An 18,184-nucleotide genomic window follows, 5' to 3' on the forward strand; every position below is an offset into this window, starting at 1 on the left:
GTCACTACTGCTGTGACTGATCACCGCTTTCGCGAGCAAGCCCGCTCCCACATTTGCCTGGGGCAGTGATGGAATCCTAACGTGGCTCGATGTGGGCAATCATCAACTGCACCGTTTCATTCCCACGAAACTCATTCACATCCAGCTTGTAGGCCAACTCCACCCAACGCACCGTCGGGTTTGGCCAGACCTCACGGTCTACCCCAAACGCAATGCCATCGAGTTTCACTGACCCGCATTCGCTCTTGAGCACCACCTTCAAGTGCCGCTCGCCGACCACCCGCTGCTCCACCAACTGGAACACGCCGTGAAATAACGGCTCGGGAAAGTGCTGCCCCCACGGGCCGGCATGGCGCAGTGCGCGGGCCAGTTCCAGGTGAAACTCTTCCACCGCCAGGGTGCCGTCGGAGAGCAGGCGACCGGTAAGGTCTTCTTCGCGCAGTTGCCGGCGCACTTCGGCATCAAAGGCTTCGGCAAATAACGGGAAATTCGCTTCGGGCAACGTCAGGCCAGCCGCCATCGCGTGACCGCCATATTTGGCGATCAGGTTGGGGTGCTGGCTGGCAACCACCGCCAGCGCGTCACGGATATGAAAGCCCTGCACTGAGCGCCCGGAGCCCTTGAGCAGGCCATCTCCGGCATCGGCAAACGCAATGGTGGGACGGAAATAGCGCTCTTTCATGCGCGAGGCCAGAATCCCGATCACGCCTTGGTGCCACTGCGGGTCGAACAGGCACAAACCGTACGGCATCGACTCCACCGGCAAATCCTTGAGTTGAGCCAGGGCTTCGCGCTGCATGCCTTGCTCGATGGATTTGCGGTCCTGGTTCATGCCGTCCAGTTGTGCAGCCATTTCCCGCGCCGCGGCAACGTCGCTGGTGAGCAGGCATTCGATGCCCAGGCTCATATCATCCAGGCGCCCGGCGGCATTGAGCCGTGGGCCGAGAATGAAGCCAAGGTCGGTGGAAGTGATTCGGGCATGGTCGCGCTTGGCCACTTCCAGGATCGCCTTGATCCCCGGACGCGCACGGCCGGCGCGGATACGCTCCAACCCTTGATGCACCAGGATGCGGTTGTTGGCATCCAATGGCACCACGTCGGCGACACTGCCCAGGGCCACCAGGTCGAGCAGTTCACCGATGTTCGGCTGAGGGCTGTTGTCATACCAGCCCAGGCTGCGCAAACGCGCGCGCAAGGCCATCAATACGTAGAAAATCACGCCCACACCGGCCAGCGCCTTGCTCGGAAACGCACAGCCTGGCTGGTTCGGATTGACGATCGCGTCCGCCGCCGGCAGTTCATCGCCCGGCAAGTGGTGATCGGTCACCAGCACCTTCAGCCCCGCCGCCTTCGCCGCTGCCACGCCTTCGACACTGGAGATGCCGTTGTCCACGGTGATCAGCAACTGCGGCTCGCGCTGCAGCGCCACCGCAACAATCTCCGGCGTCAGGCCGTAGCCGTATTCGAAACGGTTGGGCACCAGGTAATCGACATGGGCCGCACCGAGCAGACGCAGGCCCAGTGTGCCTACGGTGCTGGCGGTGGCGCCGTCGGCGTCAAAGTCACCGACGATCAGAATGCGCTGGCGCTGCTCCAGCGCCGTCACCAACAAGTCGACGGCGGCATCGATGCCTTTGAGCTGCTGATAGGGAATCAACCGCGCCAGGCTCTTGTCCAGCTCGGCTTCCGATTGCACCCCGCGTGCGGCGTAGAGGCGAGTCAACAGCGGCGGCAGTTCACCGAGGAATGGCAGGACGGCGGGCAAGGGACGAGGATCGATACGCATACGGTGGGGATAACTTCTCTACTGATACAACGGTTAACGACAATTCTTCAAACAATACAAATCACTATGGGAGGGGGCTTGCCCTAATGCCAGTCAGTTAAGCGCTAGAGCAGGCAACCGTCGGCCTGTGGCGAGGGAGCTTGCTCCCGCTGGGTCGCGAAGCGACCCCAGAAAATGGGACTGCTGCGCAGTCCAGCGGGAGCAAGCTCCCTCGCCACGGTAAAGCGCTCCTCCTTAACTGACTGGCATTAGGGCTTGCCCCCGATAGCGGTGGATCAATCACAACATCAGTGGCTGACACGCAGCCATCGGGGGCAAGTCCCCTCCCACACGTGTTTCAACCGCGCTCGCCAACCAGCCATTGCAGTTGCACTTCATGCTGGCCACGGTCGTCGGTGACGAAGATTGTGCCTTCGCTGATCATCACATCCCACTTGATCACGCGAGGCATGTCCTTGGCCAAAACCTCCAGGATCTCCTGCGGCACCGCAGCGATGTGCACGTTCTTCAAGTTATTCGCCACCGGCACGACCTTGCCTTCCCACACACGCAGGCTGCCATACGCCAGCAGGCTGGTACGTTCAGTACGGCGCGAGCACCAGGTCAGGCGGTCTGCATCCGGCTGGCCGACTTCGATCCAGTGCAACACCCGATCATCCAGGCTCTTTTCCCACAGGGCCGGCTCGTCGACATCCGACAGGCCACGGCCGAACGCCAATTGCTCGTTGTACCAGAGGGCGTAGGCCAGCAGGCGCACGGTCATGCGCTCTTCGGTTTCCGAAGGGTGGCGGGCGATGGTCTGTTTGACGCTCTCGTACACCGAACGGTCAAGGTCGGTGAGGTTGAGTTCGAATTTGTAGGTCGTGGACGGCTGGGCCATGAACGGGCTTCTAGAGACAGGGAAAGGCGGCCAGTCTAACCGATGGCGAGGTCAATCCACGAATACTGCGCTGCATCCGAGCCCCTCGCCTATGTTAAAAAGCAGTACGTCATCGTCCCGCGCGTGTAAGGATCCCCATGTCGCTTAATGCCAAACCGCTTGCCGGCCTGAAAGTCATCGAACTCGGCACCTTGATCGCCGGCCCGTTTGCCTCACGCATCTGCGCTGAATTCGGTGCCGAGGTGATCAAGGTCGAATCTCCCGACGGCGGCGACCCGCTGCGCAAATGGCGCAAATTGTATGAAGGCACCTCGCTGTGGTGGTTCGTGCAGGCGCGCAACAAGCAGTCGCTGACCCTTAACCTCAAGCATCCGGATGGCCTGGCGATCCTCAAGCAGTTATTGGCCGACGCCGACATCCTGATCGAAAACTTCCGCCCTGGCGTGCTGGAAAAGCTCGGCCTGAGCTGGGAAACGCTGCACGCACTGAACCCCAGGCTGGTCATGGTGCGCCTGTCGGGCTTCGGCCAGACCGGGCCGATGAAAGACCAGCCGGGGTTCGGCGCGGTGGGCGAGTCCATGGGCGGCTTGCGCTATATCACAGGCTTTGAAGATCGCCCGCCCGTGCGCACCGGGATTTCCATCGGCGATTCGATTGCCGCGTTGTGGGCCGTGATCGGTGCGCTGATGGCGCTGCGTCATCGCGAGGTCAACGGTGGCCTGGGCCAGGTGGTGGATGTGGCGCTGTACGAAGCCATTTTCGCCATGATGGAGAGCATGATTCCCGAGTTCGACGTGTTCGGGTTTATTCGCGAACGCACCGGCAACATCATGCCCGGCATTACGCCCTCCTCGATCCATACCAGCGCCGACGGCAAGCATGTGCAGATCGGCGCCAATGGCGATGCGATCTTCAAGCGCTTCATGGCCGCCATTGGCCGCGATGACTTGGCCAACGACCCGGCGCTCGCCAGCAATGACGGGCGTGACAGCCGTCGCGATGAGCTGTACGGGGTGATCGATCGCTGGGTCAACGGCCTGCCGCTGGAGCAGGTCATGGTCCAACTGAACCAGGCCCAAGTGCCCGCCAGCCGCATCTACAGTGCCGAAGACATGCTGGGTGACCCGCAATTCCTGGCCCGGGAAATGTTTCTCAGCGCGCAACTGCCGGATGGCAAGGATTTCAAGATGCCCGGCATCGTGCCCAAGCTGTCGGACACACCGGGCAGCTGTGAATGGGTGGGGCCGCAATTGGGCGAGCACAACAGCGTGCTGCTCAAAGCCCTGGGCTACGACGCGGCGACCATCGCCCGCTTGCGGGCGGATGGCGCGATCTGAGGCCAGGGCCGGGCCTGGAACGCCGTAGCGCCGAATTCCAGGCAAAAAGAAACCCCGAGGAGTGGGGAGACAACTCGGGGTTAAACGTGATCTACAAAGACCAGTACAACAAGCCACAAACACCGGAGCACAATGCTTGCTCTTGCTGTTACAAAATCTGACAGACCATGCCGTAGGAAGTTTCGGAGATTAAATAATTCTTCATGCACACACCGGGGTTCGTGTCATGGCGGCGTTACGCAAGGCTGCGATGACCGAGGGTTCAAGTCGACCTTCGGCGATTTTCAAATCACGCAGCAGGCAATCCACCACATCCACCAGCGCGCGCTTGTCGGTCAGTTGGGCGCGGTTGACTTCGCGCTCGACCATGATGGCGCCACCGGGGTTCTTCACGGTCACCAGGCATTCGCCCTGCACACCAGAGGTGGTCAGCGTAACCAGATAAGGGCTCAGTGCTTCTTCGAGCAACAGGCTGATACTTTCCATCTCGATCACCACTCAATAGTTCGGGAACAATCGTTTCAACGGGTGCTGCATCTATCCTAAGTGACTGGTCGTGACGTAGGAAAGTTCGCTTTTTCGTCTTTCAAGGGTGTGCGGGAGATGACGTATCCAGCATGCGCTTGCAACATGACAGGCAAAAAACGGCGGCACATAACTGCTTACGCAATGGGTTGCTGTTTGGGGTTCGCCAGGCGCGCAGGCTAGGAGCGAATCCTATACCCGGCAAGCGCTGATCACGCTGCCGCGCAGGCAGAGCGCATGTCATAAGTCAGTTATTGCGAAGGATGAAGAGGATGTAGGAACACAATGAACAACAAGCGTCGATCGAGAAAATTCACGCGGACATAACACGCATTTATGCCGAACAACGCAAGTTCAATGCTGAAGTCCACAAGATAACCCGTGAGATTTTCTGGTACCCCGTGGGCATCGCAATCGGCTTTTTTACGGCTGTCGGTACGGTAATAGCGCTGGCGCACAAGCTGCTCACGTAAACGATATTCCTGCCGCGCCTCCCAGAAACAAAAAACGCCGCTGACCCAGGGAAGGGAAAGCGGCGTTGTTGTCTACGCGGTGTGCCTTACAACGGCTTGCCCCGGTTGCCATGCTGGCTCACAAACGCCTGCACCACCTTGAGGTCGTTAGCCAACACCGTGCAACGCTCTTCGCGCTCGAACAGATCAGCCAGGTGCGCCGGCAGCTCCAGAGCCTTGCCAACACCGGCCTTCTCCACCGCTTCCGGGAACTTGACCGGATGCGCAGTGCCAAGGATCACCATCGGGATATCCAGGCTGCGACGGCACTCGCGAGCAGCCTTCACACCGATGGCAGTGTGCGGGTCAAGCAGCTCGCCGGTCTGGGCATAGACTTCAGCGATGGTTTCGCACGTTTGCGCGTCGTCCACCGCCAGGGAGTCGAACAGCTTGCGGGTTTCGGTCCAGCGCTCTTGCTCGACGCTGAAACCGCCGCCTTGCTTGAAGCTGTTCATCAGCTCGGCAAGCGCCGCGCCATTGCGACCGTGCATGTCGAACAGCAGGCGTTCGAAGTTCGACGAGACCATGATGTCCATCGACGGCGACAGCGTGGCATGCAGGGTTTCCTTGACGTACTGATTGCCGCTCATGAAGCGGTGCAGGATGTCGTTGCGGTTGGTCGCGACGATCAACTGATTGATCGGCAGGCCCATGTTGCGCGCCAGGTAGCCGGCAAAGATGTCGCCGAAGTTGCCGGTCGGCACCGAGAACGACACCGAACGCGCCGGGCCGCCCAACTGCAGGGACGCGTGGAAGTAGTAGACGATCTGGGCCATGATCCGCGCCCAGTTGATCGAGTTCACCGCCACCAGGCGCGTGCCCTTGAGGAAGCTCTGGTCGGCGAAGCTGTTCTTGACCATTTCCTGGCAGTCATCGAAGTTGCCTTCGATGGCGATGTTGTGGATGTTTTCACCGAAGAGGGTGGTCATCTGGCGGCGCTGCACTTCCGACACACGCTGGTGCGGGTGCAGGATGAAAATGTCGACGTTTTCGCAGTGTTTGCAGCCTTCGATGGCCGCCGAACCGGTATCACCGGAAGTAGCACCCATGATCACCACGCGTTCGCCGCGCTTTTCCAGCACGTAGTCGAGCAGGCGACCCAGCAGTTGCAGAGCGAAATCCTTGAACGCCAGGGTCGGGCCGTGGAACAGCTCCAGAACCCACTCATTGCCATTCAGTTGGCGCAGGGGCGCAATGGCGCTGTGGGAGAACACGCCGTATGTTTCTTCCAGGATCTTCTTGAAGTCTGCATCCGGGATGCTGCCGGTGACGAACGGGCGCATCACCCGGAACGCCAGCTCGTGGTAAGGCAGGCCGGCCCAGGACGCGATTTCTTCCTGGGTGAAGCGTGGCAGGTTTTCCGGCACGTACAAGCCGCCATCGGTGGCAAGGCCTGTGAGCAAGACGTCTTCGAAATTCAGGGCCGGTGCCTGGCCGCGGGTGCTGATATAACGCATGAATGGCTCCTCTAAAACATTCCAGAACAGAGGCCGCCGAGCGCACGGGGCCCCTTGAACAAATCGGTTAGTTCAAGTGTTCGACGCGAATCCGCACCACCGGGCCGACCACGCCCTGCAAGGCTTCGAGGGCGGCGATGGCATCGTTGATGTGCTGTTCGAGCACGCGGTGGGTCAGCAGGATCATCGGCACCTGGCCGTTCTGCTCCTCGACTTCCTTCTGCATGATCGATTCGATGTTGATTCCGCGCTCCGACAGGATGCTGGCCACCTGGGCCAACACGCCCGGATGATCCTGGGCCTGGATGCGCAGGTAGTAGGCGCTTTCGCAGGCTTCGATCGGCAGGATCGGGTGGGCCGACAGCGAGTCCGGTTGGAAGGCCAGGTGCGGTACGCGGTTTTCCGGGTCGCTGGTCATGGCGCGAACCACGTCCACCAGGTCGGCGATCACCGATGAAGCGGTCGGCTCCATGCCGGCACCGGCGCCGTAGAACAGGGTGGAACCGGCGGCGTCACCGTTGACCATCACTGCGTTCATCACGCCATTGACGTTGGCAATCAGGCGATCGGCCGGGATCAGCGTCGGGTGCACACGCAATTCGATACCGGCCGGGGTGCTGCGTGCCACGCCAAGGTGCTTGATGCGGTAGCCCAAGGCTTCGGCGTAGTTCACGTCGGCGGTGGTCAGTTTGGTGATGCCTTCGGTGTAGGCCTTATCGAACTGCAGCGGAATACCAAAGGCGATGGAGGCCAGGATGGTCAGTTTGTGGGCCGCATCGATGCCTTCCACGTCAAAGGTCGGGTCGGCTTCGGCATAACCCAGGGCCTGGGCTTCGGCCAACACGTCTTCGAAGGTGCGGCCCTTTTCACGCATCTCGGTAAGGATGAAGTTACCGGTGCCGTTGATGATGCCGGCCACCCAATTGATGCGATTGGCCGACAGGCCTTCACGAATCGCCTTGATCACCGGAATACCGCCGGCCACCGCCGCTTCGAACGCCACGATCACGCCCTTCTCACGCGCCCTGGCAAAGATTTCGTTGCCGTGCACGGCGATCAGTGCCTTGTTGGCGGTGACCACGTGCTTGCCGTTCTCGATGGCCTTGAGCACCAGCTCGCGGGCGACGGTGTAGCCGCCCACCAGCTCGATGACAATATCGATTTCAGGGTTGGTGGCCACGGCGAAGACATCGTTGGTAATCACAATACCGGTCGTTTCGAACTGAGGCTTTGGCGAACGCGTGGCAATCTGCGCCACTTCAATTTCGCGCCCTGCACGGCGGGAAATTTCTTCAGCATTACGCTGAAGTACGTTGAAGGTGCCGCCACCGACGGTCCCTAACCCACAGATGCCTACTTTGACCGGTTTCACTGAAAACTCCCCATGAAACGGCCGACTCAAGGTCGGCCGTGGAACACAGCCGCACAACTGCGGCTCTCAATTAATGACCCGCCGACGGTTCGGCGGGCCATGCTCGTCAAAGGCTCGACGATTAATGCTTACTTGGCACCCAGTGCCAGTTTGGCAACTTGTGGTGCCGGCTGGTAGCCCGGAATCACCTGGCCGTCGGCCAAAACGATGGCCGGTGTGCCGTTCACACCGATGGACTGGCCCAGGGCGAACTGCTTGGAAACCGGATTGGCGCATTTGGCCGCCTTGATTTCCTTGCCGTCGACCATCTTGTCCATGGCCGCTTTCTTGTCGGCCGAGCACCAGACCGCCTGCAACTGCTCATCACCCGGCGAGCCCAGGCCCTGGCGCGGGAACGCTACGTAGCGCACTTCCACGCCCAGCTTGTTCAGCGCAGGCACTTCGGCGTGCAGCTTGTGGCAGTACGGGCAGGTGGTGTCGGTGAACACAGTGATGTGGGTCTTGGTTTCGCCGATGGCCGGGTACACCACGGTTTCAGCCACAGGAATACCGTTGATCAGCTTGGACACGCCGAGGCGTTCGGCTTTCTCGGTCAGGTTGACCGGTTTGCCGTCCTTGAGCTGGAACAGGTAGCCCTGAACGATGTACTGGCCGTCGGCACTGGCGTACAGCACGCGGCTGCCCTTGAGCTTGACCTCGTACAGCCCGGCCATGGGGCTGGCGCCGATGCTTTCGATAGGGGTGTCGAGCTGCAGATTGACCAGGCTCTTGCGAATGGCCTGCTCGGCCGCATCATTGGCGACGGCAAAGGTGGAAACCATCGCAATGGCTGCGGCGGCAATAATCTGGGTCAAGCGCATGGGAACTCCTGAAGGCAGATGCAGGGACGGGGAGAACACCGCTTGGATACACAGCTCTGGGCCGCCCCCTTTACTAACCGGCAAAGCCTACCACAGTTGGGCCGCAGGGCAGCCCGTGGCGGGGCAAATTGGGATTTTTCAGCCTCGTGGATGGTGCTTGGCGTGCATATCCTGCAAGCGCGCCCGTGCCACGTGGGTGTAAATCTGAGTGGTGGACAAGTCACTGTGCCCGAGCAACATCTGCACGACACGCAAATCCGCCCCATGGTTGAGCAAATGCGTGGCGAATGCATGGCGCAGGGTGTGCGGCGACAAGGCCTTGCCGATCCCGGCCACCTTGGCTTGGTGCTTGATACGGTGCCAGAAGGTCTGGCGCGTCATCTGCTCGCCGCGCAGGCTGGGGAACAGCACATCGCTGGGGCGCCCGCCGAGCAGCTCGTGGCGCGCATCGCGCATGTAGCGCTCGACCCACACAATCGCCTCCTCACCCATGGGCACCAGGCGTTCCTTGCTGCCCTTGCCCATCACCCGCAACACGCCCTGACGCAAGTTGACCTGCTCCAGCGTCAGGCTGATCAACTCGGTCACCCGCAGCCCACAGGCGTAGAGCACTTCCAGCATGGCGCGATCGCGTTGGCCGATGGCTTCACTGAGGTCCGGAGCGGCCAACAGAGCCTCCACGTCAGTTTCCGACAAAGATTTAGGAAGAGGCCTACCTAATTGCGGCATATCGATTTGTAGAGTTGGATCGGTAGCAATGAGTTTTTCACGCAACAAATAGCGATAAAAGCCACGTACACCGGAGAGAAATCTCGCAGTCGAACGCGGCTTGTAATGTTGCTCGAGACGCCAGGCCAAGTGATCGAGGATCAACTCACGCCCCGCATTGATCAGTTCCAGGTTTTTCTCCTGCAACCAGCCGTTGAACAGGGCCAGGTCACTGCGGTAAGCCTGGCGGGTGTTGTCCGACAGGCCCTTCTCCAACCAAAGGGCGTCAAGGAATCGGTCGATCAGGGGATGGTCAATGGCAGGCATGATTACTCAAGCGACGCGGCACGGGCTCGACGTCATTTATTCAGTGAACTGTGGCAAGGGCCATTAGTCTTTCATAGCCCGCTACTTCTAGGAACAGGAAGCTTTAATGAACGAATAACAGATTTGTTGGCTTTCGGCGGTATCGGTGTGGCCGCGCTCGGCTGCCAATGGCTGGCCTGGCGTCTGAAATTGCCGGCGTTTCTGTTTCTGTCCCGGCGTCATGCATGAGTCCGGTCTGTTGGCGAATACGCTGATGGGCATGTGGATGGCCAACATGAAGGGCCTGGACGTGCGTCACATCCTGCACTTCAAAGAAAACCTCAGCGTTCTGTTGATTCCCGGCTTGTTATCCTGCTGGCGGCGCGCCTGGACCTGTCGGTCTCGGGCATTTGCTCGCGCTTTCCCCCTCCGGCGAATTGAACACCCTGGCCATCATGCACTTTCGTCATGAGTTCGGGCATCACCTGTTTGTCTTGGCCAACAGCCAGGAAAGCCGTCGCACGGACAAGCACAGGGCCAGCGACGAGCACCGTGGGCACTTGCTGGGCAGCCAGCAGCTGAGCTACACCAAGCTTGCCAGCCTGTTGGGGCAAGGCGCCGAACTGTATACCACCCACCTGACCGATGGATTTGGCTGGCGCGACTATCAGGCATTGCATGGGGAACGGGCGACGCTGTTGTTTGCCCGCGATAACAGCGCCTGGGGGCATGTGGTTACGCCAGAGAGCGATTTGAAACCAGTGGCGGGGTGGACGTTACTGGCGGTCATCCAGCTGGCCAGGTCAAGGGGCGCACTGCACAAATCGCAGGCACAAAAAAGCAGCCCGTAGGCTGCTTTTTTTTGCATCGGGAAGCTGGACTTAAGCCAGTTTTTCCTTGATGCGAGCTGCTTTACCGGACAGGTCACGCAGGTAGTACAGCTTGGCTTTACGTACGTCACCGCGACGTTTCACAGCCATGCTGTCGATTTGCGGGCTGTAGGTCTGGAAAGTACGCTCTACGCCAACACCGTTGGAGATTTTACGAACAGTGAAAGCACTGTTCACACCACGGTTACGCTTGGCGATTACCACGCCTTCGAACGCTTGCAGACGCGAACGGTCGCCTTCCTTCACTTTCACCTGAACGACAATAGTGTCGCCCGGGGCAAAGGTAGGGATCTCTTTGGTCATCTGCTCTGCTTCGAGTGCAAGGATGATTTTGTTAGTCATGCTGTGCTCCTAAGGTAAGTCAATGGACCTACCATCGATACGTTGTTAACTATCGTCCCGCGCGAGGATGTATTCCTCGAGCAGCTTCTTCTCTTCTCCAGAAAGCGAGCGGCTTTCCAGAAGATCGGCGCGTCGTTCATAGGTCCGACCAAGGGACTGCTGTAAACGCCAACGCCGGATGTGTGCGTGATTGCCACTTAGCAATACGTCGGGAACACGCTGATCCGCATACACCTCCGGGCGGGTGTAGTGCGGGCAATCCAGCAAACCATCCGTGAAGGAATCTTCCTCCGCAGAGTCCGCATGCCCTAAAGCTCCAGGCAGCAGTCGTGTAACCGCATCTATCAGGACCATCGCCGGCAGCTCGCCGCCAGACAATACATAGTCCCCAATCGACCACTCTTCATCGACATGAGCTTCAATAAAACGCTCGTCAATGCCTTCATAGCGACCGGCAATCAGGATCAGTGCTTCCTCATTCGCCAGTTCGCGTACCGCAGCCTGTTTCAGCTGACGGCCTTGAGGGGACAGGTAAATTACCTTCGCCTTCTCCCCGGCGGCGACCTTGGCCTGAGCCAACGCATCTTCCAGGGGCTTGATCTTCATCACCATGCCCGGGCCACCGCCAAATGGGCGATCGTCCACAGTGTGATGTCGATCCGTCGTGTAGTCTCGCGGATTCCAACAGGTAAGCTGCAACAGCCCCTGTTTCACCGCCCGACTGGTGATGCCGTACTCGCTGATGGCGGAAAACATCTCGGGAAACAAACTGATCACTTCAATACGCAAATTAGCCACGCTTAGAAGTCCGCGTCCCATTCCACCTTCATCTCGCCCGCTTCCAGGTCAACAGCCAACACGCATTGCTTCGTATAAGGCAACAGGCGTTCGCGATCATCCAGGCTGCCAGCGCAAGGCTTGACCACCATTACATCATTGGCGCCGGTTTCCAGAAGATGATCGATTTTCCCGAACAATTGCCCGAGTTGATCAATAACCTTCAGACCTTCCAGCTGGTACCAGTAGTACTCGCCGTCGGTCAATTCAGGGAACAGGTTGCGCGGCACGCAGATCTCATAACCGGCCAGAAGACGAGCTTCTTCACGGTCATCAAGACCCTTGAGCTTTGCGACCAGGAACTTGTCGCTCCCGCGTCCACTGACCAGCTCGACCTGTTTCACACTACCTTCGCGCTTGAGCGTCCAGGTTTTGTACTGCAACAGGTTTTCAGTCGGATCAGTAAAGGAATACACCTTCACTTCGCCGCGAACGCCATGAACAGAGTAAATCTTGCCGATAACGATCAAATCATCAGCAACAGTTGGCGTCGCGTTCATATTGCTCAGGCTGCGGCCTTAGCCGAGTCCTTCAACAACTTTGCAACGCGCTCGGATGGCTGTGCACCCACGCTCAGCCAGTAGGCTACGCGCTCTTGGTTCACGGACAGACGAACTTCTTGACCACGAGCAACAGGGTTGAAGAAACCAACCTGTTCCTTGTGCGAACCGTCGCGCGGGTTGCGGCTGTCGGTTACGGTCAAGTGGTAAAACGGGCGCTTTTTGGAGCCGCCAAGGGCAAGACGGATTGTTAGCATGTGAACATCGTTCCTGTAGTCGGTGCTGCAAATCTAAATGCACAGCGGGCATAGGTGCCCGAAAGGCCGCATATTCTAAGGAATATCCGGACTTTTGCAAATGTCTTTTTCCGGCGCCTACCCGCGTGCCATTCAGATCTGCTATAGAGCCGTCGGTAAAAACGGCAGGTCAGCCCCCGCCAACGGCGGGTTTGCTGGAGATCCCACATCCCTGTGGGTCGGAGCGCAAGCTGGGCTTGCGCTCGAATACTTTACATTTTCGGCATGCCGCCGCCGGGCAACATACCGCCCATGCCGCGCATCATCTTGGCCATTCCGCCTTTTGCGGAGAATTTCTTCATCATTTTCTGCATCTGCTTGTGCTGCTTGATCAAGCGACCGATGTCCTGCACCTGGGTGCCGGAACCCATGGCGATCCGGCGTTTGCGCGAACCACTGATCAGCTCAGGGTCGCGGCGCTCGGCCGGGGTCATGGAGTTGATGATGGCTTCCATCTGTTTGAACTGCTTCTCTGCCGCGCCCTGGGCGTTGCCCATTTGCGCCAGGTTCACACCGCCGATGTTCGGCAGTTTGTCCATCAGGCCGCCGAGGCCGCCCATGTTCTTCATCTGTTGCAGCTGATCGCGGAAGTCTTCGAGGTCGAAGCCCTTACCCTTCTTCAGCTTTTTGGCCAGTTTGTCGGCCTTGTCTTTATCGAGCGTGGCTTCGGCCTGCTCGATCAGGCTGAGCACGTCGCCCATGCCGAGGATGCGCGAAGCGATACGCTCCGGGTGGAACGGCTCGAGCGCTTCGCTCTTCTCGCCCATACCGATGAACTTGATCGGCTTGCCGGTGATGGCGCGTACCGACAGCGCGGCGCCGCCACGGGCGTCGCCGTCGACCTTGGTGAGGATCACGCCGGTCAGCGGCAGTGCATCACCGAAGGCCTTGGCGGTGTTGGCCGCATCCTGGCCGGTCATGGCGTCGACCACGAACAGCGTCTCGACCGGGTTGATCGCGGCGTGCAGCGCCTTGATCTCGCCCATCATCTCTTCATCGATGTGCAGGCGGCCCGCGGTATCGACGATGACCACGTCGATGAACTTGAGCTTTGCTTCTTTAATAGCCGCGTTGGCGATGTCGACCGGCTTCTGGCTCAGGTCGGACGGGAAGAAGGTCACGCCCACTTCGCCCGCGAGCATTTCCAACTGTTTGATGGCTGCCGGACGGTAGACGTCGGCCGATACCACCATTACCGACTTTTTCTTGCGCTCTTTAAGGAAGCGCGCCAACTTGCCGGCGGTGGTGGTCTTACCCGCACCTTGCAGGCCGGCCATCAGCACGACGGCCGGTGGCACGGCGCTGAGGTTCAAATCTTCGTTGGCCGCGCCCATCAGGCTTTCGAGTTCGGCCTGGACGATCTTCACGAACGCCTGGCCCGGCGTCAGGCTGCGCGACACTTCAGTGCCGACCGCACGCTCCTTGACCGAGTTGACGAAGTCTTTCACCACCGGCAAGGCCACGTCGGCTTCCAGCAACGCCATGCGCACTTCACGCAGGGTGTCTTTAATATTGTCCTCGGTCAGCTTGGCCTTGCCGGTTACGTGGCGCAGCGTCTGCGAGAGACGGTCAGTCAGGTTTTCAAACATGCGCGATCCTTTCAGGCCCTATTCATCGAAGTGCATCGGTAGACCGAGGTAATGGCGGCCGAGGCTGTGGTAAATCGCTATTAAAAACAGCGCTCGTCGAGCCTGCGGCGTGGGCAGGTCGCGGATTATAGCGAAGACTGCGCCCATGCACACCCGCTGTCTGGCGCGGGAGTCTTTCGTGCAGCGCGGGTGTGTGCCAAACTCAGCGCCTTTCGGGCTTGTCTATCAGGATTTATGCTCCCCTTGTCACCCAGTTTGCTACCCAGTCTCGCCGCCGCCATTTTGTATGCCGCTGCGACCCTCTATCAGGGCACCCGTCTGGCCCAAGGCACCAAAGTGGACAAACGTCTGCTGGCCGGCCTTGGCGTCCTTGCCCTGCTGGCCCATGCCGCCAGTCTGTTTACCCACCTGATGACCCCGGTCGGCCTGGGCCTGGATTTTTTCAGCGCCGCCAGCCTGATCGCCGCCGCCGTGATCGCACTGACACTGCTGGCGTGCTACCGGATTCCGGTCGAGAACCTGCTCGTTCTTCTATTCCCGCTGGGCATGCTCACGGTGCTGCTGGCGCAATTGGCGCCCACCGGCACCGTACAGGTGATCGATGAAGAACCGGGCATCCTCGCGCACATCCTGTTGTCGATCCTCGCCTACGGCATGTTCACCATCGCGGTGTTCCAGTCGCTGCTGGTGCTGTTGCAAGACCACCAGCTCAAGCACAAGCACCCGTCCGGGCTGATCAAGAACTTCCCTCCGCTGCAAACCATGGAAAGCCTGCTGTTCGGCTTCTTGTGGGCCGGCTGGAGCTTGTTGTCGCTGTCGCTGATTTCCGGCTGGCTGTTCGTCGAGAACCTGTTCGCCCAGCATCTGGTGCACAAAACCTTGCTGGCCTGCCTGGCCTGGGTCGTGTTCAGCGTGTTGCTGTGGGGTCGCAACCGCCTCGGCTGGCGCGGGCACAAAGCCATCCGCTGGACCCTGGCCGGTTTCTGCCTGCTGATGCTGGCCTATTTCGGCAGCAAGCTGGTTCGCGAATACATCCTGCATATCTGACGAGCGGCGATCATGGACAACTTGCCCCTTGGGCCGATGCTCGCCGTAATTGCCCTGCTGATTCTGTGGGCGGCACTGTTTACCGCCATCGAAGCCGCGCAACAACACTTGATGGCGCTGCGCCCGGGCACACGCCAGGGCGACAAGGCTGCCGCACGCCTGAACTTTCCACGGCACAGCCTGATCCTGTGCAACAGCCTGTGTCGCGCGGCCGTGGTCATTCTTTGCACACTGCTGGCGATTTATGCCTGGGCGCAGAATGGGCCGTGGCTCGGTTGGCTGATCTCGTGTGGGTTGCTGCTGATCCTCGCCGACTACCTGCCCCGCGCCTTGGCCACTCGCTATCCACATGCCGTACTGGGTTTCGGTAACGCCCTGCTGGGCGTGCCGCTGAAAATCCTCTACCCCGCCGCATGGTTGCTCAATGGCATCAGCCTGATGCTGCTGCGCCCGTTCGCGCGCAAGGCGGGCATCGTTAGAAAGAGCGACGAACCCTCGTCCGACCACCACGATGAACCGCAACATGACGCCGATGAAGAGCCTATGCCTGGCATGCCTGGCATCCATGCCCTGGACAACATCACCGTCAACGACATCCTGGTGCCGCGCAGTGAAGTGGACGGCATCAACCTGGACGACGCGATCGAAGACATCATCGAGCAACTGCGCACCTCCCAGCGCACGCGGCTGCCGGTGTTCCACAGCGATATCAACCAGGTCGAAGCGGTGCTCAACACACGCCAGATCCAGCATCTGCTGGCCGATGGCAGCTTGACCAAAGAAGCACTGCTGGCCGCCTGCCACGAACCCTACTTCGTGCCGGAAAGCACGCCGCTGCAGCTGCAACTGCTGAATTTCCACAAGCAGCAACGGCGCCTGGGCATGGTGGTGGACGAGTACGGCGAAGTGCTGGGCATCGTGACCCTGGAAGACATCCTGGAAGAAATCGTCGGCGAATTCGAAAGCGAGCAGAGTGGCGACAACCCGCATATCGAAGCGCAGCCCGATGGCCGCTACATCATCGACGGCGCCGCCTCGATCCGCGACTTGAACAAAAGCCTCAACTGGCACCTGCCCAGCGACGGGCCCAAGACGCTCAATGGGCTGGTGACCGAGGCGCTGGAAACCATCCCCGACTGCGCGGTATGCCTGAAAATCGGCCGCTACCGCCTGGAAATTCTCGAAACCGAGGACAACCGGGTGAGCAAGGTGCTGATCTGGCATACCAGCCGTATGCCCGTCGCCGCCTGACTATCTGACACAACTCAATCCAATGTGGGGGCGGCTTGCTCGCGAATGCGGCGGGTCAGTCAAAATATCTGGTACTGATCCACCGCATTCTTGAGCAAGCCTGCCCCCACACTGGATCGTCTGTGTTCAACAGATCGCCGCCAACCCCTTGTTGTATGTTCAAACCCCTTCCTATAATCCTGCGGCTTACCCAAGCCCCGCCCGACCGCGTGCTACCCGCACTCAGCGCGTCCAGGCAGCGCTTTACCATGTCTGGCCGGTGTCTGCTCCCATCCCGAGCCGCCCCGAGCACAACCCTGACCCATGGGTGTTCGACCAATAATAATCCGCGTCCAAACGCGCAATAACCGTCAGGGATTACCGCCATGAGCACCACGTATAACGAGGCCGCGACCGCCGCCCCGACCAACTCGACGGCCCGCGTGGCGACCGCGAGCATCGTCGGCACCGCCATTGAGTTCTACGACTTCTATATCTACGCCACGGCCGCGGCACTGGTCATCGGCCCGGTGTTCTTCCCGCAAACGTCCGGCACCGCACAGATGCTGGCGTCGTTCCTGACATTCGGCATCGCTTTCATAGCGCGCCCACTGGGTTCGGCACTGTTCGGTCACTTTGGCGACCGTATCGGCCGCAAGTCGACATTGGTGGCCTCCCTGTTGCTGATGGGCGTGTGCACCACCCTGATCGGCTTGCTGCCCGGCTATGACAGCATTGGCGCCTGGGCACCGATTCTGTTGTGTGTATTGCGCTTCGGCCAAGGCCTGGGCCTGGGCGGGGAATGGGGCGGCGCGGCATTGCTGGCGACCGAAAATGCGCCCAAAGGCAAGCGCGCCTGGTTCGGCATGTTCCCGCAACTGGGCCCCTCGATCGGGTTCCTGGCGGCCAACGGCTTGTTCCTGATCCTGGCCATGAGCCTGAACGACGAGCAGTTCCGCAGCTGGGGCTGGCGCATTCCGTTCATCCTCAGCGCGGCGCTGGTGATGGTGGGCCTGTACGCACGCCTGAAGCTGCATGAAACCCCGGTATTCGCCAACGCCGTCGCCAAAGAAGCGCCGGTGAAAGTGCCGCTGATCGAGCTGTTCAGCCAACATTGGTTGCCGGTATTACTGGGCGCAATGTCGATGGTGGTGTGCTATGCGCTGTTCTACATCACGACTGCATTCTCACTGAGCTACGGCGTTTCAACCCTGGGCTACAGCCGCGAAACCTTCCTCGGCCTGCTGTGCTTCGCGGTGCTGTTCATGGGGCTGGCAACGCCTCTGGCGGCGCTGGCCAGCGACCGTTACGGGCGCAAGCCGGTGCTGATTGTCGGCGCGATCCTGGCGATGCTGTCGGGCTTTACCATGGAGCCGCTGCTGACCCACGGTTCAACCTGGGCCGTGGCACTGTTCCTGGCGCTGGAGTTGTTCCTGATGGGCGTGACCTTCGCGCCGATGGGCGCCATGCTGCCGGAATTGTTCCCGACCCGCGTGCGTTATACCGGGGCTTCGGCAGCCTATAATCTGGGGGGAATCGTGGGCGCTTCAGCGGCACCGTTCTTCGCGACCAAGCTGGTGGCGATGGGTGGGCTGAGTTATGTCGGAGGGTATGTGTCGGCGGCGGCGTTGCTCAGCTTGATTGCGGTGCTGTGCCTGAAAGAGACGCGGGATAATGATTTGAATCGCGTCGCCTGATAGGTCGCCTTCG

General features: G+C 60.0%; 17 protein-coding genes and 1 pseudogene. 6 read left to right on the forward strand and 12 right to left on the reverse strand.

The window, feature by feature from the left end:
* Positions 1 to 76: 76 nt before the first annotated feature.
* Positions 77 to 1,786 (reverse strand): single-stranded-DNA-specific exonuclease RecJ, encoded by a 1,710-nt coding sequence (gene recJ / locus Q1V60_RS15590; RefSeq protein WP_300631912.1) that lies wholly within the window; start codon positions 1,784 to 1,786, stop codon positions 77 to 79.
* 337 nt (positions 1,787 to 2,123) lie between these two features.
* Positions 2,124 to 2,666 carry a YaeQ family protein gene (locus tag Q1V60_RS15595; RefSeq protein WP_003238901.1) on the reverse strand — a complete coding sequence of 181 codons (543 nt, stop codon included), beginning with the start codon at positions 2,664 to 2,666 and terminating at the stop codon, positions 2,124 to 2,126.
* A 137-nt stretch (positions 2,667 to 2,803) separates the two neighbouring features.
* Between Q1V60_RS15595 and Q1V60_RS15600 the strand changes: the two genes are divergently transcribed.
* Entirely contained in the window at positions 2,804 to 4,003 is a 1,200-nt protein-coding gene (locus tag Q1V60_RS15600) for a CaiB/BaiF CoA-transferase family protein (protein WP_300631917.1), read from the forward strand.
* A 201-nt stretch (positions 4,004 to 4,204) separates the two neighbouring features.
* Here the strand turns inward: Q1V60_RS15600 and Q1V60_RS15605 are convergent, their stop codons facing one another.
* The 5 genes from Q1V60_RS15605 to xerD all read right to left on the reverse strand — a co-directional run bounded on the left by Q1V60_RS15605 (position 4,205) and on the right by xerD (position 9,764).
* Positions 4,205 to 4,489, reverse strand: coding sequence for a DUF3509 domain-containing protein (locus Q1V60_RS15605; protein WP_065896367.1), 285 nt, complete (start codon positions 4,487 to 4,489; stop codon positions 4,205 to 4,207).
* A 598-nt stretch (positions 4,490 to 5,087) separates the two neighbouring features.
* Complete coding sequence (gene thrC, locus Q1V60_RS15610; protein ID WP_300631926.1) at positions 5,088 to 6,497, reverse strand: threonine synthase; 1,410 nt, start codon at positions 6,495 to 6,497, stop codon at positions 5,088 to 5,090.
* Between the two features lie 67 nt (positions 6,498 to 6,564).
* Positions 6,565 to 7,869 (reverse strand): homoserine dehydrogenase, encoded by a 1,305-nt coding sequence (locus Q1V60_RS15615; RefSeq protein ID WP_300631930.1) that lies wholly within the window; start codon positions 7,867 to 7,869, stop codon positions 6,565 to 6,567.
* 128 nt (positions 7,870 to 7,997) lie between these two features.
* A complete protein-coding gene (locus Q1V60_RS15620) occupies positions 7,998 to 8,729 on the reverse strand; it encodes a thioredoxin fold domain-containing protein (protein ID WP_300631932.1) in 732 nt (243 codons plus the stop codon).
* 138 nt (positions 8,730 to 8,867) lie between these two features.
* A complete protein-coding gene (gene xerD, locus Q1V60_RS15625; RefSeq protein ID WP_300631934.1) occupies positions 8,868 to 9,764 on the reverse strand; it encodes a site-specific tyrosine recombinase XerD in 897 nt (298 codons plus the stop codon).
* Positions 9,765 to 9,962: 198 nt separating this feature from the next.
* Between xerD and Q1V60_RS15630 the strand changes: the two are divergent.
* Positions 9,963 to 10,142: pseudogene (locus Q1V60_RS15630) on the forward strand (hypothetical protein); the annotation flags it as partial.
* 11 nt (positions 10,143 to 10,153) lie between these two features.
* Positions 10,154 to 10,594 (forward strand): hypothetical protein, encoded by a 441-nt coding sequence (locus Q1V60_RS15635; RefSeq protein ID WP_300631939.1) that lies wholly within the window; start codon positions 10,154 to 10,156, stop codon positions 10,592 to 10,594.
* A 30-nt stretch (positions 10,595 to 10,624) separates the two neighbouring features.
* On the opposite strand, the gene rplS is transcribed toward Q1V60_RS15635, so the two are convergent.
* The 5 genes from rplS to ffh all read right to left on the reverse strand — a co-directional run bounded on the left by rplS (position 10,625) and on the right by ffh (position 14,197).
* Positions 10,625 to 10,975, reverse strand: coding sequence for a 50S ribosomal protein L19 (gene rplS / locus Q1V60_RS15640; protein WP_003175895.1), 351 nt, complete (start codon positions 10,973 to 10,975; stop codon positions 10,625 to 10,627).
* Between the two features lie 45 nt (positions 10,976 to 11,020).
* The gene (trmD, locus tag Q1V60_RS15645) at positions 11,021 to 11,794 is read right to left on the reverse strand and encodes a tRNA (guanosine(37)-N1)-methyltransferase TrmD (protein ID WP_176156668.1); all 774 of its coding nucleotides are present in this window, start codon (positions 11,792 to 11,794) and stop codon (positions 11,021 to 11,023) included.
* Positions 11,776 to 12,312, reverse strand: a complete 537-nt coding sequence (rimM, locus tag Q1V60_RS15650; RefSeq protein WP_076949830.1) for a ribosome maturation factor RimM — start codon at positions 12,310 to 12,312, stop codon at positions 11,776 to 11,778. Before rimM ends, trmD begins: the two co-directional genes overlap by 19 nt.
* Positions 12,313 to 12,317: 5 nt before the next feature.
* The gene (gene rpsP, locus Q1V60_RS15655) at positions 12,318 to 12,569 is read right to left on the reverse strand and encodes a 30S ribosomal protein S16 (RefSeq protein WP_003175899.1); all 252 of its coding nucleotides are present in this window, start codon (positions 12,567 to 12,569) and stop codon (positions 12,318 to 12,320) included.
* Between the two features lie 251 nt (positions 12,570 to 12,820).
* Positions 12,821 to 14,197 carry a signal recognition particle protein gene (ffh, locus tag Q1V60_RS15660; protein WP_003193965.1) on the reverse strand — a complete coding sequence of 459 codons (1,377 nt, stop codon included), beginning with the start codon at positions 14,195 to 14,197 and terminating at the stop codon, positions 12,821 to 12,823.
* A gap of 243 nt (positions 14,198 to 14,440) precedes the next feature.
* On the opposite strand from ffh, the gene ccsA reads away from it, so the two are divergent.
* The 3 genes from ccsA (at position 14,441) to Q1V60_RS15675 (ending at position 18,171) form a co-directional block, all read left to right on the forward strand.
* Positions 14,441 to 15,244: a cytochrome c biogenesis protein CcsA gene (ccsA, locus tag Q1V60_RS15665; RefSeq protein WP_300631975.1), complete on the forward strand. Its 804-nt coding sequence runs from the start codon at positions 14,441 to 14,443 to the stop codon at positions 15,242 to 15,244.
* A gap of 12 nt (positions 15,245 to 15,256) precedes the next feature.
* The gene (locus tag Q1V60_RS15670; RefSeq protein WP_300631978.1) at positions 15,257 to 16,495 is read left to right on the forward strand and encodes a transporter associated domain-containing protein; all 1,239 of its coding nucleotides are present in this window, start codon (positions 15,257 to 15,259) and stop codon (positions 16,493 to 16,495) included.
* A 365-nt stretch (positions 16,496 to 16,860) separates the two neighbouring features.
* Positions 16,861 to 18,171, forward strand: coding sequence for an MFS transporter (locus tag Q1V60_RS15675; RefSeq protein ID WP_300631981.1), 1,311 nt, complete (start codon positions 16,861 to 16,863; stop codon positions 18,169 to 18,171).
* The last annotated feature ends 13 nt before the right edge of the window (positions 18,172 to 18,184 follow it).

Source organism: Pseudomonas sp., from assembly GCF_030147005.1.
Taxonomy (GTDB): domain Bacteria; phylum Pseudomonadota; class Gammaproteobacteria; order Pseudomonadales; family Pseudomonadaceae; genus Aquipseudomonas.